A 16178-nucleotide genomic window follows, 5' to 3' on the forward strand; every position below is an offset into this window, starting at 1 on the left:
CCATTATCTTTGCATCCGGGAGTGTCATGCGCCTGATCCACACCTCTGACTGGCATCTTGGCCAGTACTTTTTCACCAAAAGCCGCGCCGCCGAGCACCAGGCTTTTCTGAACTGGCTGATCGAGCAGATCGAGCAGCAGCAGGTGGATGCGCTGATCGTCGCCGGGGATCTGTTCGATACCGGCTCGCCACCCAGCTACGCCCGCGAGCTGTACAACCGCTTCGTGGTGGACCTGCAGCGCACCGGCTGCCAGTTGGTCGTGTTGGGCGGCAACCACGATTCGGTCGCGACGCTGAACGAATCGCGGGAACTGCTCTCTTGCCTGAACACCACGGTGATCGCGAGCGCGCAGGGTGCCATCGAGCAGCAGATCGTGGTGCTTAACCGGCGCGACGGTCAGCCGGGTGCCGTGCTGTGCGCCATTCCGTTTCTGCGGCCGCGCGATCTGCTCACCAGCCGCGCCGGCGAATCCGGCGTACAGAAACAGCAGGCGCTGCAGGAAGCCATCGCCGAACATTACCAGGCGCTGTATCAGGCGGCCTGCGAGCGCCGCGATCGGCTGGGCCTGCCGCTGCCGATCGTCGCCACCGGCCACCTGACCACCGTCGGCGTCACTACCTCCGACTCGGTGCGCGATATCTATATCGGCACCCTGGACGCCTTCCCGGCGCAGGCCTTCCCCCCTGCCGACTATATCGCGCTGGGCCACATTCACCGCGCGCAGAACGTCGCCAAGTCGGAACATATTCGCTATAGCGGCTCGCCGATCCCGCTCAGCTTCGATGAACTGGGCAAAGCCAAAAGCGTCTTCCTGGTCGATTTCGCCGACGGCGCCCTCCAGCGGGTAGACGCGTTAACGATCCCGCAGTTCCAGCCCATGCAGCTGATCAAAGGCGATCTGGCCGAGATCGAACGGCAACTGCAGCAATTTGCCGACTATGCCGGCGAGCTGCCGGTGTGGCTGGATATCGAAGTGGCGACGCAGGACTACCTCAGCGATATCCAACGCCGCATCCAACTGATGGCGGATGAGCTGCCAGTGGAAGTGGTACTGCTGCGGCGCAGCAAAGAGCAACGCCGCCAGGCGATCGCGCAGCAGGACAAAGAAACGCTCAACGAGCTGAGCGTCAACGAGGTGTTCGAACGGCGCCTGGCACAGGAGGCCGACATGCCCGAAGCGCGCCAACGGCGGATGCACCAACTGTTTCGCCAGGTAGTCGATGCGGTGCAGCACAATCCTGAGGAGACCAACCCATGAAGATCCTCAGCCTGCGGTTAAAAAACCTCAACTCGCTGCAGGGCGAATGGAAAATTGACTTCACCGCTGAGCCGTTCGCCAGCAACGGTCTGTTCGCCATTACCGGCCCGACCGGCGCGGGCAAAACCACCCTGCTGGACGCCATTTGCCTGGCGCTGTACCACCAGACGCCACGCCTCAACGTCACGCCGAGCCAGAATGAACTGATGACCCGCCACACCGCCGAATCGCTGGCGGAGGTCGAATTCGAGATCAAGGGCATCGGCTATCGCGCCTTTTGGAGCCAGCGCCGCGCCAAAAATGCGCCGGACGGCAATCTGCAGGCGCCGAAGGTCGAACTGGCGCGCCGCGAGGACGGCAAGATCCTGGCGGATAAGGTGCGCGACAAGCTGGAGATCACCGCCGCCATCACCGGGCTGGACTTCGGCCGCTTCACCAAATCGATGATGCTGTCTCAAGGGCAGTTTGCCGCGTTCCTCAACGCCGACGCCAACGATCGCGCCGAGCTGCTGGAAGAGCTGACCGGCACCGAAATCTACGGGCGGTTGTCCGAACAGGTGTTCGAGTCGCACAAGCAGGCCAAAACCGACCTGGATGCGTTGCACCAGCGCGCCAGCGGCATCGAGTTGCTGAATGATGAACAGCGCCACTCCCTGAGCGAACAGCTGACGGCGCTGAGCGCGCAGGAAAGTACCCTCGGCGAGCAAACCCAGCAACAGCAACAGGCGCTGAGCTGGCTGCAGCAATGGCAACGCCTCCGGCAACAGCAAAACGAGGGTCAACGGCGGCTGGAAACCGCCCAGCGCGAGCAGGCCGAGGCCGCCCCGCAGTTGCAGCGGCTGGCGCTCAGCGAACCGGCCGAGAAATTGCGGCCGCTGCGCGGCGAACGCGATCGCTGCCGCACCGAGCTACAAACGATACAACAGCAGGCTGCCCAGCTGACGCAGCAACAGGAGCAGCACTCGGCGCAGCTGGCGCCGCTGCAGCAGGCGGTGGAAAAGGCCCGTCTGGCGCAGCAAGCCCATGCCGAGCATATGCGGCAGCAGCAACAACTGATCGATGACCAGGTCGCCCCGCTCGACCATCAGATCGCCCAACTGCAGTCGACGCAGGCCGAGCGGCGACAGGCCGGCGATGCCGCCGCGCAGCAGTGCGCCCAGCAGCAGACCGCACTGGAGCAGCTCACCGCCCAGCGCAGCCAGCTGACGGCGCAGGCCGCACAGCATCAGCAGCAGTTGAACGCGCTGACCGAAGCGCTGGCCGTTCAACAACAGCAGCAACAGGCGCTGGAGGCGCAAACCCCGCTGGCCCCGCTGCGCCAACGCCTTAACGCACTGGCGGATCTGCGCCCGACGCGTCAGCAGCTGTTTACTCTCTCCTCTTTATCACAGCAAATCGTTAAACGGCTGGAACAGCAGCGGCAAGAGCTAAACATCGGTCAACGTGAACTGACCCAGCTGGAGCCACAGCTAGAACTCATCCGTCAGCAATTTAAGCAACAGAAAGCACACCAGGCCGATGTTGAAAAAACCTATGCGCTGGAACAACGGATCGTGGGTCTTGAGGCCGAGCGCGCCCGTTTGCAACCCGGAGCCCCCTGCCCACTGTGCGGCTCATGCGAGCACCCGGCGGTAGAACAATACCAAGAGGTAAAACTGTCAGAAACTGCGCAACGTCTGGAGCAAATGAAAGTCCAGACCGAAGCATTGCAAAAACAAGGCGTCGAGCTGCGAGCCCGTTACGACAACCTGCAACAGCAATTGCAGCGCCAGCAGCAAACCATCGCGCAGGATGAGCAGCAGCTGGCTGCCAAACAGCAGCAGTGGCAGCAGCTCAGCGCGCCGCTGGCATTCGACTTTACCCTGGCGGAGGGCGAGCAACTCAGCGCCTGGCTGAGCGGCTGCGACGACGAAGAGCGGCACGGGCAGCACGCGCTGCAGCAGCATGAACAGGCGGCGCAGGCGGTACAACAGGCAAAAGACGCGCTCGCCGCTCTGCAAACGCAGCAGCAGCAGGCGCAGCAACAGCTGGCGCTGCTCGAAGAGCGCTTTACGCTGCTGCAGAAAACCCACGCCGACAGCCTGCAACAGCAGCAAGACCTGCTTCAACGCTGGCAGGAAGGCGAGAAGACCCTCGCCGAACGGCGCGCGCAGCGGCTGGCGCTGTTCGGCGAACAGCGAGTCGCCGAGGTGCGCGAACAGCTGCGCGCCAAACAAACCGCCTGTGAACAGGCCAGCTTGCAGGCCGCCGAGCAGTGGCAAAAGGCGCAGGAACTGCGCGAACGCCTGGCCGGCCAACAGGCCGGGTTACAACAACAGCACACCCAAATGCAGGAACGGCTGCAGCAGGCGCAGCAGCAATGGCAGCAGGCGCTGGCCGACAGCGAATTCGCCGATGAAACCGCCTTCGCCGCCGCGCTGCTGGACGACGCCCTGCGCCGCGAATTGCAGCAGCGCAAAGAGCAACTGCAACAGCGGCAGGTAGAGGCTGCGGCCCTGCTGACTCAGGCGACGCAAACGCTGGAGCAGCATCGGCTGAACCGCCCTGAAGGGGTGGATGAAGCCAACGCGGATCTCGACGCGCTCACCCAATCGCTGGCCGCGCTGGCACAGCAGTTGAAGGCGCTGCAGCTGAGCCAGGGCGAACTGCGCAACCAGCTGGAAAGCGACGCCGCCCGTCGTCTCAATCAACAGGCGCTGTTCGAGCAAATCGCCCGCAGCCAGCAAGACTACGACGACTGGAGCTACCTCAACCAGCTGATCGGCTCGAAAGAAGGCGACAAGTTCCGCCGTTTCGCTCAGGGGCTGACGCTCGATCACTTGGTCTACCTGGCCAACCTTCAGCTCGGCCGGCTGCACGGGCGCTACCTGCTGCAGCGCAAAACCAGCGACGCGCTGGAGCTGCAGGTGGTGGACACCTGGCAGGCCGATGCGCTGCGCGATACCCGCACCCTGTCCGGCGGCGAGAGCTTCCTGGTCAGCCTGGCGCTGGCGCTGGCGTTGTCCGATCTGGTCAGCCACAAAACCAGCATCGACTCGCTGTTCCTCGACGAAGGCTTCGGCACGCTGGACGCCGAAACCCTCGATACCGCGCTGGACGCGCTGGACAGCCTGAATGCTTCCGGTAAAACCATTGGCGTGATCAGCCACGTCGAGGCGATGAAAGAGCGTATTCCGGTGCAAATCAAGGTGAAAAAGGTCAACGGGCTTGGCGTCAGCCGGCTGGAGGCGCACTTCAGGCTGGAATGATCCCGCCGCGCGCGGCGCAGAAGTGTGACCGTGGCGGCACTCCGCGGTGAAAAGCGTTGAGCCGCGGCGAGCACGGGTTATTATGCAGGCATAACAGGATTGTTACTGTATCCCCTCCGCCGCTCAGGCCGCAGGGCAGAAACATAAAATACAGGCAAAACCTGACGCCCGGGATCGCTTCCGGGCGTCAGGTTTTTTCGTTTTCAGGATGCTGAAACACCGGGAAAGACCATGAAAATCGCTAAAATACTCAATAATAACGTGGTGATTACGCTGGACGACCGTCACGAAGAGACGGTGGTAATGGGAAAAGGAATCGGCTTTAAAAAGAAGCCCGGCGACACGCTGGATGAAAGCCTGATCGAAAAGGTGTTCACTCATAACGGCGGTGAAATCGCCGAACGCTATAAAGAGCTGCTCGCCGAGATCCCGTTGGCCTGCGTCACCACCGCCGACAGGATTATTACCCTTGCCCGCGAACGGCTGCCGGGCAAGTTGCATAACATCGTCTACATCACGCTGACCGATCACATCCACTTCGCCCTGCAGCGCCATGCGCAAGGGCTGGATATCAAAAATGCGTTGCTGTGGGAGATTAAAAAGCTCTATCCGGCCGAGTTCGCCGTCGGGCTGGAGGCGCTGGCCCTGATCGCCCAACGGCTGGATACCGCGCTGCCGGAAGACGAAGCCGGATTTATCGCCCTACACCTGGTCAACGCCCAACTTAACGACGAGATGCACAACACGCTGCACATCACCCGCGTGATGCAAGAGATCCTCAACCTGGTCAAATACCACTTCCGCTTTGATTACAATGAGGAAGCCCTGAGCTACCACCGTTTCGTCACCCATTTGAAATTCTTCGCCCAGCGCCTGCTGGGGAAAAACTACGTCGACAGCGACGACGACTCGCTGTATCAGGTGGTGAAAGAGAAATACCGTGAGTCATTCGCCTGCGCCGGCAAGATCAACCGCCACATCGAAAAGCACTATCAGCATCAGCTCACCACGGAAGAGATGATGTTCCTGACCATTCATATCGAACGGGTGCGCAGCGAAAGCGAGGAAAAACCGGCTTAACGGCGGGCATCCGCCACCCGCACGCCGTACTGCGGAAACACCGCGTCGGCGGAGATCAGCGTCAGCCCTTCGGCCTGCGCCTGTGCGATCAGCATGCGATCGAAAGGATCCTGATGATAGGGCGGCAACTGCCCGGCCTGTTGGCAGTGAAAGGCGTCCATCGGCAGCGCCAGAAAATCTTCGGCCTCGATGATCGCAAAGATATCTTCCGGCAGCGCCAGCTTGCCCAGCGCCTGCTTGATCGAGATCTCCCAAATGCTGGCCGCGCTGACGTATACCGCGTTGCCGGGATCGGCGATCTGCCTTTTGGCGTTCGCGCCCAGGCAGGCGTCATCAATCAGCCACCACAGCAACGCGTGGGTATCCAGCAGCAAGCGCTTCATTCATCGCCCTCAAACAGCGCCGCAATGGCCGCATCCCCCGCGTTGAAATCCGCCGGCACGGTGAACTTGCCCTTGGCGGCGCCAGGGCGGCGCGCTTCCCCCTTGATGGCAACCAGCTGTACGTACGGCTTCCCTGCTTTTGCAATAATCACGGTTTCTCCCTCCGCGGCTCTGTCCGCCAACTGGCTCAGATTGGATTTGGCTTCGTGCATATTGGCCTGAATCGGCATACGCGTCCTCCTTAGCTAAGTTAGCTAAAGCATAAGGCGCCGTCCAGTTTTTGTACAGGAAAGGGTTTAAAGCGCGAGCAGCCTCGCGCTTTGTTGCAACGTTTAGCGTTGCTGTTGCGGCCACAGCCAGGCCGCACCGCGTACGCCGCTGGAGTCGCCGTGAACCGCCTTGCGGATCGGCGTTTCACATTCGCCGCCGAACACCCAATCTTTCACCCGCTGCGGCACCGTGCGGTACAGGCGATCCACGTTGCTCATGCCGCCGCCGAGCACCACCACGTCCGGATCCAGAATGTTGATCACGTGCGCCAACGCTTTCGCCAGCCGCATTTCGTAGCGAACGATCGCCTGCTCCGCCAGCGCATCGCCCCGCTCGCTCAGCGCCATGATCTCGTGCCCTTGCAGCGCGTTGCCGCTCAGGCGCGCATAGTCGGTGGCGAAACCGGTGCCGGAAATAAAGGTTTCGATGCAGCCCGGCTTACCGCAGTAGCACGGCACGTCGCGGGCGTAGCGCAGCTCATCGTCATCCTGCCACGGCAGCGGGTTGTGGCCCCACTCGCCGGCGATGCCATTGCCGCCGGAATGCGCCAGGCCGTTCAGCGCCACGCCGGCGCCGCAGCCGGTGCCGATAATGACCGCAAACACGGTTTGCGCGCCGGCACCGGCGCCGTCGGTGGCTTCCGACACCGCCAGGCAGTTGGCGTCGTTGGCGATACGCACCTCGCGCGCCAACAGCGCCGACAGATCCTTATCCAACGGTTGGCCGTTGAGCCATACCGAGTTGGCGTTCTTCACCCGCCCGGTAAACGGCGACAGCGTGCCGGGAATGCCGATCCCGACCGATCCCCATTCGCCGGTATGATCTTCCGCCAGCTTCACCAGCCCGGCGATCGCCGCCAGGGTTTGCCCATAGTCATGGCGCGGCGTGGCGATGCGATGGCGAAACAGCTCTCGCCCGTCGTCCGCCAACGCAATCACTTCAATTTTTGTCCCGCCCAAGTCGATGCCAATGCGCACGTTTTTTCTCCTCGATGCCACGCAGCGTTGCCACAGCCTAATGTAAGCGCGCGGATGAATCACCTGTTTCCCTCTCCCGGGCCAGGCCTTTTCCGCTGCGTACGGCGACGCAATTCGGAGAGAATGGGGCGATTTTTCAGCGTCAATTCGTTATCATGCCGCCCTGCTTTTGACGAATCAGCGTGCCGAACGCACGCCCAGCCAGGGATAACATTATGCTGTGGTTTAAGAATTTGATGGTTTACCGTTTGAGCCGCGAAGTGGCGTTAAACGCGGATGAAATGGAAAAACAACTCAGCGCGTTCGCCTTCACGCCGTGCGGTAGCCAGGATATGGCGAAGACCGGCTGGGTCTCCCCGATGGGCTCGCACAGCGATGCGCTGACGCACGCGGTCAACGGCCAGATCGTCATCTGCGCGCGCAAGGAAGAGAAAATCCTGCCGTCGCCGGTCATCAAGCAAGAGCTGCAGGCCAAGATTGAGCGCCTGGAGGCGGAACAACACCGCAAACTGAAGAAGACCGAGAAAGACGCGCTGAAGGACGAAGTGCTGCACAGCCTGCTGCCGCGCGCGTTCAGCCGCTTCAACCAGACCTTCATGTGGATCGACACCGTCAACGATCTGATCATGGTCGATGCCGCCAGCGCCAAACGCGCCGAAGATACGCTGGCGCTGCTGCGCAAGAGCCTCGGCTCGCTGCCGGTGGTGCCGCTGACCATGGAAAGCCCGATCGAACTGACGCTGACCGAATGGGTGCGTTCCGGCGAGATGCCGGCCGGCTTCGCCATTCAGGATGAAGCGGAACTGAAAGCGATTCTGGAAGAAGGCGGCGTGATCCGCTGCAAGAAACAGAATCTGATCAGCGACGAAATCGCGGTGCACATCGAAGCCGGCAAGCTGGTGACCAAGCTGGCGGTGGATTGGCAGGAGCGCATTCAGCTGATGCTGTCGGACGACGGTTCGCTCAAGCGCCTGAAGTTCGCCGACACGCTGCGCGAGCAGAACGACGATATCGATCGCGATGACTTCGCCCAGCGCTTTGACGCCGACTTTATCCTGATGACCAGCGAGCTGGCGGCGTTGATCAAAAACACCATCGAAGCGCTCGGCGGCGAAGCCCAGCGTTAATCCCGCCTCAGAAACGACCAGGGCCCAGCATCCGCTGAGCCCTGCGTTCCCCTAACGAACAAAATTTATTTGCTCAGATAGCGGCACAGATAGGCGGTCGCGTCGGCCACCTGCAGGTTGAACTCGCTGTGCCCCGGCACGAAGAACTTCTCGCCCGGCGTAAACACCTGCCAGTCCGGCGCCCCCGGCAGCAGCACTTTCAGCGCCCCGGTGATCACCGTCATTTCTTCCGGCTGCGCGGTGGAGAAGGTGTATTCCCCCTCTTCCATCACACCCACGCTGGTAAGACCGATGCTGCTACTGTCAAAACCGATAGACTTCACTTTTCCGGCAAAATACTCATTCACTTTCAGCATAGACTGGCACCCGCGTAATCATCTTGATGGAAAATCCATATTGGGGGATTGCGGTTGATCTGTCACTGGTTTTTCGCGCGAAATGCGATCCCGGCGCAGAGGCAAAGGTTTCCGTGCGTCACGCTCAGGCCATCGCCATGAAACCACCGCGTCAAAAACCCGCGCCGCGTAAACTGAAATCGATCGGCAACGTCAATTCCACCGTGCCGTTGACATAAGCGTCCGCCGGCGGCGTCGGCAGCGGCGAAGCGCGTTTGACCAGCGCCTGGATTTCACGATCCAGCGACGGCAGCCCGGCGCTGCTGACCAGCGTTATCGCCAGCACATGGCCCTGCTTGTCCAACGTAAAACGCACCTGCCCGACGCCCTGGCGCTTCAGCCGCAATGCGTCTTTGGGGTAACGCTTAAAGCGATTAAGGCGGCTGTTGATGCGGCTGCGCCAGCTGTCCTCTCCTGCCTGCGCATAGGGCGTCAGGCGGGTTTGCGGCGCGGCCGTTTTATCCGCCCGGCCCGGCGGCGGCGCGCCGATGCTTTGCTCCTGAACCTTCGGCGGCGCGATCGTTTTCTCCTGCGGCGGCGTGCGCGGCAGGGGGTTTTTCTTCACCGGCTTGGGCGGTTTTTTCTGCTTTGGCGGTACGGCGATGTTCGGCCGTACGGCTTCAGGCACCTTCACCGTCGGCAAGGGTTCCGGCGGTGCCGGCGGTTCAACCTGAGGCGGCGGCGTCCTTTCTCCCGGCGGTTGTTTTACCTCGGCCGGGGCCTGCGGTGCGGCGGCCATCAGCACCATGACCGCCGGCGGTGGCACCCACGGCGGCGCGGCCTTGTCTCGCCAGGGCCAGAGCAGCGCCGCGGCCAGCAGATGCAGCGTCAGCACCAGCACCAGGCAGCGGCGCCAGGGCATGGCGGCACCGGGCGCGGCGAAAGGCAGCGACGAAACCGACATGCTCACTCTTCCGTCAGCGCCAGATGAAGGCGATCGGTCAGCGGTTTGAACAGGTAGTTCATCATCGAACGCTCGCCGGTGCGGATGAAGCCTTCGACCGGCATCCCCGGGCGGATCTCCAACCCGTTCAGGCGTTGCAGCCCCGCTTCGCTGACCTTGGCGCGCACGCTGTAGTAGGGCGCGCCGCTTTTCTCGTCGGTCAGGCGATCGGCCCCGACCAGCGTCACCTCGCCTTCGACGCGCGGCGTGGTGCTTTGGTTAAACGCCGAGAACAACAGCTCGACCGGCAATCCCACCTGCACCTTGTCGATCAGCTCGACCGGGATACGCGCCTCCACCTGCAACCCCCGATCGCTGGGCACGATCTCCATCAGCTGCTGGCCGGCGCCGATCACGCCGCCTTCGGTGAACACGCTCAGCCCCACCACGGTGCCCGCCACCGGCGCTTTCACCTGCGTATGGCCCAAATCGGCCTCCGCCTTGGCCAGGCGGTTATCCAGTTCGTCCAGCTTCATCCGCACCTCGGCCAACTGGCTGCTGACCTCTTTCTGATACTCTTCCCGCCGCTGGATCGCCCGCAGCTTCAGCTCCAGGATCTGGCGCCCCAGGCGGCCGATATTGCCGGTATCCTCGGACGCCTGGCCGTCAATCTGCGCATACTGTCCTTCCAGATCCAACAGCCGATTGCGCGCCACATACCCCTGCGCCGCCAGCTTGCGCATGCCGCCCAGCTGCTCCTGCAACATGGCCTTTTGCCGCTGTTTGCTGGCGTAAGACTGCCGGATCCCCTCCAGCATCGCCTGCGATCCGGCGATGCTCTCCGCGATTGCCGCCAGCTCGCTCTGCAACGCCGCACGGCGGCTGGTGAACAGCTGCTGTTGCAACAGCATCAACGACATCACCTCCGGCTCCTCCCGCCGCGCTTGCAGCAATGCCGGGAAGGCGATCGCCTGCAGGCCGTCGCGTTCGGCCTGCAGCCGCGCCCGCTGCGCGGCGTTGCTCAACTGCTGGCTGCGCAGCGCATCGCGCTGGGTGCGGCTGTCGACGGTATCCATCAGCAACAGCACCTGCCCGGCGCGAACCCGGTCGCCTTCATGCACCTGAATTTGCGACACCACGCCGCCGCTCGGGTGCTGTACCGCCTTGCGGTTACCGGCCACCACCACGCTGCCGGAGACCGGCACGCCTTTGTCCAGCGGCGCCAACAGCCCCCACAGCAGGAAACCGCCAAACCCCAACAGCACCAGCCAGCCGCCGAGCCGCAGATGACGCCCTTCGTCGAACTGCCGGGAAAGGGCGTCGATATCGCCGGGGATCACACTCTGATTGCTCATACTTTTCGTTCACCGCTGGCCGTTTTTGCAAAGTTGGCGTAGTTGACGTTGAAGCCACCGCTGCTGCGGCCGACGTTGGCCGGTACGGCAGCGGGCGCAAAACCAGGCAACTTTTTCAGGATGGCGTCACTGGGGCCGAAGTGCTGCACCTGGCCAGCGGCCAGCACCAGCAATTTGTCGGTCGTCGCCAGGATCGCCGGTTTGTGAGTCACTAACACGATGGTGGTGCCGCGCGCCTTCAACGCTTCGATCGCCCGCTGCAGCGCCTCTTCCCCTTCACGATCGAGGTTGGCATTCGGTTCATCCAGCACTACCAACGCCGGAGAACCGTACAGCGCGCGCGCCAGCGCCACCCGCTGACGCTGGCCGCCGGACAGGCCGCTGCCGCCCTCACCCAGCTCAGTTTCATACCCTTTGGGCAAATGCAGTATCAATTGGTGCACGCCGGCCAGCGCGGCCGCGGCCACCACCTTCTCGGCGTCAACCTGGCCAAAGCGGGCGATGTTTTCCGTCAGGGTACCGGCGAACAGCTGGATATCCTGTGGCAAGTAGCCGATATGCGGCCCCAGCTGCTGTTTATCCCACTGCCGGATATCCGCGCCGTCCAGCCGCACGTCGCCGCTGAGCGGCGTCAGCGCGCCGACCAGTTGGCGCATCAGCAGCGTTTTGCCCGAGCCGGATGCGCCAATGACGCCCAGCACCTCACCGGCCTCCAGACGAAAACTGACGCCGTGCAATACCGGTGCGCTCCCGCCGGGCGCGCTGGCGGCCAGCTGATTCACGGTCAAGGTGCCATTGGGGGCCGGCAGCGGCAGGCTCGCCGCCTGCGGCGGGTTGGCGGCCAGCATCACTTCCAGCCGCTGCAGAGACTGGCGCGCCGACGACCACTGCTTCCAGGCGCCGATCAGCTGATCGATCGGCCCCAGCACCCTGCCGATCAGGATCGATCCGGCGATCATCATGCCCGGCGTAATGTCGCCGTTGACCGCCAGCAGCGCGCCGCAGCCCAACATCAGCGACTGCAGCGCCAGCCGCACGGTTTTCGACCAGGCGGTGACGGCGGCGATTTTCTCGCTGGCGCGGTTCTGCAACAGCAGGAACTGCTGATGCTGCCGCAACCAACGCAGGCGCAAGTCGGTCAGCATCCCCATGGCGGCAATGGCTTCGGCGTTGCGCAGGTTGCCGTTGGCCTGCTGCGTGGCGCTCAGCGCGACCCGGCCAGCCTCCGCGAGCGGCGCTTGCGACACTCGCTGGTTGAGCCAGGCCAGCAGCACCAGCACGATTACCCCGGCGCTGGCCAACGCGCCAAGCCAGGGGTGGAGCAGAAACACCACCAGCAGATAAACCGGGAACCAGGGCGCATCGAAGAACGCAAACAGCGCATTGCCGGTGGCGAACTGGCGCAGGTTGGTCAGATCGTTCAGCGCCTGCCCCGCCAACGGGTTGCCGGTTTTCAGATTGGTTTCGAAGGCGGCGTCGTAGACCCGCTGATTCAGGCGCATATCCATCTGGGCGCCGAGGCGGATCACCACTTGACTGCGGACCCACTCCAGCAGCCCCATAAACAGGTAAAGGCCGACCACCATCAGGGTCAGCATCGCCAGCGTCATGCGGTTGCCCGACGGCAACACGCGATCGTAGACCTGCAGCATGTACAGCGCCGGGGCCAGCATCAGCAGGTTGATCACCGCGGTAAACAGCGCGATGCCCCAAAATCCGCGCCGGTATGCGGCCAGCACGCTCATCACTTCTCCGCGCCTGACGGCGTTTTTCATGGCGTTTTCCATCGGCTAAAAACGAGAAAATGCCCGCCGGGGCGCGCGGCGCCGGCGGGCAAACGGCCGCGATCAGGCCGCCAGCAGTTCCGGGCTGTCGGCATGCTGCACGCCCACCGCCGTCGCCGCCGCCACCTGATCGAAGGTGGAATTGACGCTCAGGCCGTAGTCGTCGAGGATGCCGTTCAGCGCGGTTTCCAGCGCGCCGGTATCGCCGGACATCAGGCCGTACACTACCTGGTGCACCACGCCATCGTGGCCCTGCGCCTGCAGGCTGCTGAGGTTCAGGCCGCCGAAGCTGACGTCAGGCACCTGGATGTTGTACGGCGTGGAGCCGCCGCCGTTCAGGCCGTCGCCGAACGACAGCGAATCCAGCTGGCCATACAGGGTGTGCGCCGGGGCATTGAACAAGGTGTAGGTCAGGTTGCCGCCCGCCACGAACGAGGTAACGTTGTTGGCGGTGCTGGTCACAGCGTATTGGCTGCCGGACAGGCTGCCGCCATAGAAGCCGCCGCTGTTGGAGTCGGTGACGTTACCGTTGGTGTGGTTGATATCGCCAAATGACGACGCCCACTCGTTCAGATAGTTATGGATGCTGTAGCTGCCGAAGCTGCTGTCATAGTTGACTGAAAATGCCATTTCTCTATCTCCATTGATGAATGGCGCCCCTTGCGAGGCCGCCCTTGTGCTCAAGAATGAGCAACGCCCTTTTACTGCTTAAAAACGGTATTCCACCCCGCCCTGCACGGTGCGGCCGCGCCCCAGGGTATTGGCCAGCGTCTCGCCGTAGCTGACGACGTAGGCGCGGTTGGTCAGGTTCTCCACCGAGCCGCGCAGCGTCAGGCTGTCGGTCAGTTTGTAGCTGGCGTACAGATCGAACAGGGTGTACTTCGGCCAGTCGGCCAGGTACGGGTAGTTGGACGGCACCGAACTGTCCTGATAGCCCGGCGCGAAGCGCACGGTCACCCCGGCGTCCAGCTTGCGATCGAAGGCGCGGCCGCCCAGCGTGACCGAGCCGCGATCGCCCGGCAGATAGGCGGCAGTGCCGAACTGCGAGCCCCCGTCGCACGTGACGGCATCATTGGACGCGGCATCCGGTTCAACATAGAAGTTGCCGCGGCGCGAACCGTCGCCATAGCGCAGGCGTCCTCCCAGCCAGGCTTTGTTCGAGCAGAACTCGTTTTTGCCGATCATGTGGGTGTAGGTCAGATCGGCGTAGAACACCCCGGCGTCATAGTTGAGCTGGTACTCCAGCCCGCGGAAGCGGGTTTTCGACAGGTTGTTGACGTAAGCGGCATTGCCGATGCTCGGCTGCACCAGCCCCGGTTTATTGCGGTCTATCGCCAGGTTGATGTAGTTATCCACTTTGGTGTCGAAGTAGGCCACCTTGGCCACCAGCCGATCGCCCTCAAACCACAGATCCGGCTGCTGCACGTTGAACCCGACTTCCCAGGCGCGCGAGCGCTCGGGCTGCAGAAACGGGTTGGGGTATTGCGTGGAGGAGCCGTGCGCGCTGCCGTTGGTCAGCGTTTCGGTGATCGCCGGTGGCCGCCAGGATTTGCCGTAGGTGGTATACAGCTCCAGCCACTCCACGCCGGGGCGCACCGCCACCGCCAGCGTCGGCGACAGCTTGCCCTGATCGCGGTCAACCGCCCAATCTTCGCGGGTGGTGGTTGAACAGCCGGTCAGACGCAGCGCTTTGCAAGGATTGTCAATCGTGTAGCGTTGCCCATCCTTGGCCAAATCCGGATAGCTCAGGCCGGTCTGGCCGCGCAGGCGATAGCGGTCGTAACGCAGCCCGCCCTCCAACGTCAGCCAGCCGTCGTAGTCGTAGGTCAGGTTGGCGAACAGGCTGGCGACCGAACGATTGCCGGCCGGCGTCACCCCTTCCATGCCCTGACGAGAAGAGTCGCTGGTCGCCTTGTCGTAATAGAACTCCAGCCCGTAGTTGGCGCGGAAGTCATGCCCCGGCGCCAGGCTGAAGCGCGAGGTGTTTTGCGCCTGCGCGCCGTAGGTACGCAGCCGGGTACGCGTCGCGTAGCCGTTGTCCAGCAGCGAGCTGGTGCTGTAGGTGTCGCTGTCGTCCTGAGTATCGACGTAATACAGCTTGGCCTGAAAATCGAGCCAGTCGACGCCTTCCGGCGCCAGGCTGTAATCAAACGCCGCGTTGCGCGCCATCACGTCGCTGTAACCGGTGCGCTTCCAGCCCAGTTCATAGGGTGGGCGAGTGCCCAGGTTGGTCAGCGTGCCGGCGATCGGCGACGCGGTCTGGGTCTGCAGATAGCTCAGCTGCAGGCGCTGATTGGCGGGCAGATTCCAGCCCACCTTGGCCAGCCGCGAGTGCATGCGGTAATTGGTGTCGGGGATTTTGTTGTTCTTGATGCTCTCGGCGTAGCGATCGTAATTGCCGGTGTCATTATTGATACGAATGTTACCGATATCGCCCTTGTTGCCGGGCCAATAGTCGCCGAGGTGGCGTTCGCTGGCGGCCAGCAGGATATCGCCGGTTTCGTTGCCCAATGCCAGTATGCCGCTGCCGATGAAGTGGGTGCCGTTATCGCCGGTGCTGGCGTGCAGCTTGCCGCCCAGCTCTTTGCCCGGCGCCAGGAAATCGCTCGCGCTGACGGTATTGAAGGTGGCGATGCCGCCGAGCGTGCCGGCGCTGCCCATGCCGCCGGTGGTGCCCTTGTCGATGGTCACGCCGGACAGCAGTTCGGAATCGATGTACATGGTGCCATTACGCTGGCCATGGCCGCTCTTTTGAAAATTCTGCCGCATGCCGTCGATATTCATGTTCACCCGGCCATAGTCTTGTATGCCGCGGATGTTGACCGACAGCGCCGGATCTTGCTGGCTGACGCTGGAATAGGCCCCCGTAGTCTGCTCCAGAATATCGGCCGCGTGCCGCGCCGGGCGGTTGTCCATCTGTTCGCGGCTGATGACGCTGACCGAGCGCGGTTCGTCGTAAACCCAATCGTTGGCGTTGATGCCGCCGGCGCCCAGCACCGTCAGGCTGTCCAGCGCCAGCGCGCCACCGTCGCCGTTTGCCGCTGGCAACCGGCTCAATACGATCTGCCCCTGCGGCTGCAGGCGGAAAGCCACCGGATTGTCGCCAATCAAGCGCCGCAGGCCCTGTTCAACGCTCATGCTGCCGTTCAGCGCCGCCGCCTGCATGCCGTCGAGCTTCACCTCGTCGAAAAATACCTGCATATCGGCCTGCTCGGCGAAGCGCAACATGGCGCTCTGCAGCGGCTGCGCCGCAATGTTGAAATTCTTTTGCTGTGCGGCCTGCGCGCTGCTCGCATCAGCCTGGGCGTCGAGCGCTACCGCCGGCTGAGTCAGCATCATCGCCGCCAGCGCGGCGCGTATCGCCGTGGCCAATCGGCCGGCCGGCGTGGTTCCCTTGTGAATAAACATGCGTGTGTG

The 16178-nt window shown here is 62.9% G+C and carries 13 protein-coding genes; 4 read left to right on the forward strand and 9 right to left on the reverse strand.

The window, feature by feature from the left end:
* The first annotated feature begins 26 nt into the window (after positions 1–26).
* From sbcD to licT, 3 genes are all read left to right on the forward strand, one after another.
* On the forward strand, positions 27–1259 hold the full coding sequence (gene sbcD / locus FHU12_RS16900; RefSeq protein WP_141970705.1) for an exonuclease subunit SbcD: 1233 nt from the start codon (positions 27–29) through the stop codon (positions 1257–1259).
* Positions 1256–4507, forward strand: a complete 3252-nt coding sequence (gene sbcC, locus FHU12_RS16905; RefSeq protein ID WP_141970707.1) for an exonuclease subunit SbcC — start codon at positions 1256–1258, stop codon at positions 4505–4507. Before sbcD ends, sbcC begins: the two co-directional genes overlap by 4 nt.
* Before the next feature lie 231 nt (positions 4508–4738).
* Positions 4739–5587 carry a BglG family transcription antiterminator LicT gene (gene licT, locus FHU12_RS16910; protein ID WP_141970709.1) on the forward strand — a complete coding sequence of 283 codons (849 nt, stop codon included), beginning with the start codon at positions 4739–4741 and terminating at the stop codon, positions 5585–5587.
* Here licT and FHU12_RS16915 read toward each other — a convergent pair.
* From FHU12_RS16915 to mak, 3 genes are all read right to left on the reverse strand, one after another.
* Entirely contained in the window at positions 5584–5970 is a 387-nt protein-coding gene (locus tag FHU12_RS16915) for a type II toxin-antitoxin system VapC family toxin (RefSeq protein WP_033637281.1), read from the reverse strand. The two genes, licT and FHU12_RS16915, sit on opposite strands and share 4 nt — an antisense overlap.
* On the reverse strand, positions 5967–6200 hold the full coding sequence (locus FHU12_RS16920) for a type II toxin-antitoxin system Phd/YefM family antitoxin (RefSeq protein WP_016928893.1): 234 nt from the start codon (positions 6198–6200) through the stop codon (positions 5967–5969). Before FHU12_RS16920 ends, FHU12_RS16915 begins: the two co-directional genes overlap by 4 nt.
* 102 nt (positions 6201–6302) lie before the next feature.
* Entirely contained in the window at positions 6303–7217 is a 915-nt protein-coding gene (gene mak / locus FHU12_RS16925; protein WP_141970711.1) for a fructokinase, read from the reverse strand.
* 215 nt (positions 7218–7432) lie between these two features.
* Between mak and rdgC the strand changes: the two genes are divergently transcribed.
* Positions 7433–8344, forward strand: coding sequence for a recombination-associated protein RdgC (gene rdgC / locus FHU12_RS16930; protein WP_004940461.1), 912 nt, complete (start codon positions 7433–7435; stop codon positions 8342–8344).
* Positions 8345–8409: 65 nt separating this feature from the next.
* Here the strand turns inward: rdgC and ppnP are convergent, their stop codons facing one another.
* From ppnP to FHU12_RS16960, 6 genes are all read right to left on the reverse strand, one after another.
* Entirely contained in the window at positions 8410–8700 is a 291-nt protein-coding gene (ppnP, locus tag FHU12_RS16935) for a pyrimidine/purine nucleoside phosphorylase (protein ID WP_004940463.1), read from the reverse strand.
* Between the two features lie 151 nt (positions 8701–8851).
* Positions 8852–9643, reverse strand: a complete 792-nt coding sequence (locus tag FHU12_RS16940; RefSeq protein WP_141970714.1) for an energy transducer TonB — start codon at positions 9641–9643, stop codon at positions 8852–8854.
* Positions 9644–9645: 2 nt separating this feature from the next.
* Positions 9646–10977: an HlyD family type I secretion periplasmic adaptor subunit gene (locus FHU12_RS16945; RefSeq protein ID WP_060432541.1), complete on the reverse strand. Its 1332-nt coding sequence runs from the start codon at positions 10975–10977 to the stop codon at positions 9646–9648.
* Positions 10974–12752, reverse strand: a complete 1779-nt coding sequence (locus FHU12_RS16950; RefSeq protein ID WP_047572472.1) for a type I secretion system permease/ATPase — start codon at positions 12750–12752, stop codon at positions 10974–10976. Before FHU12_RS16950 ends, FHU12_RS16945 begins: the two co-directional genes overlap by 4 nt.
* 72 nt (positions 12753–12824) lie before the next feature.
* The gene (locus FHU12_RS16955) at positions 12825–13391 is read right to left on the reverse strand and encodes a heme acquisition protein HasA (protein WP_033642038.1); all 567 of its coding nucleotides are present in this window, start codon (positions 13389–13391) and stop codon (positions 12825–12827) included.
* Between the two features lie 78 nt (positions 13392–13469).
* On the reverse strand, positions 13470–16169 hold the full coding sequence (locus tag FHU12_RS16960; RefSeq protein ID WP_141970716.1) for a TonB-dependent receptor: 2700 nt from the start codon (positions 16167–16169) through the stop codon (positions 13470–13472).
* Between the last annotated feature and the right edge of the window lie 9 nt (positions 16170–16178).

The organism is Serratia marcescens (assembly GCF_006715005.1).
In the GTDB taxonomy this organism is placed as follows: domain Bacteria; phylum Pseudomonadota; class Gammaproteobacteria; order Enterobacterales; family Enterobacteriaceae; genus Serratia; species Serratia montpellierensis.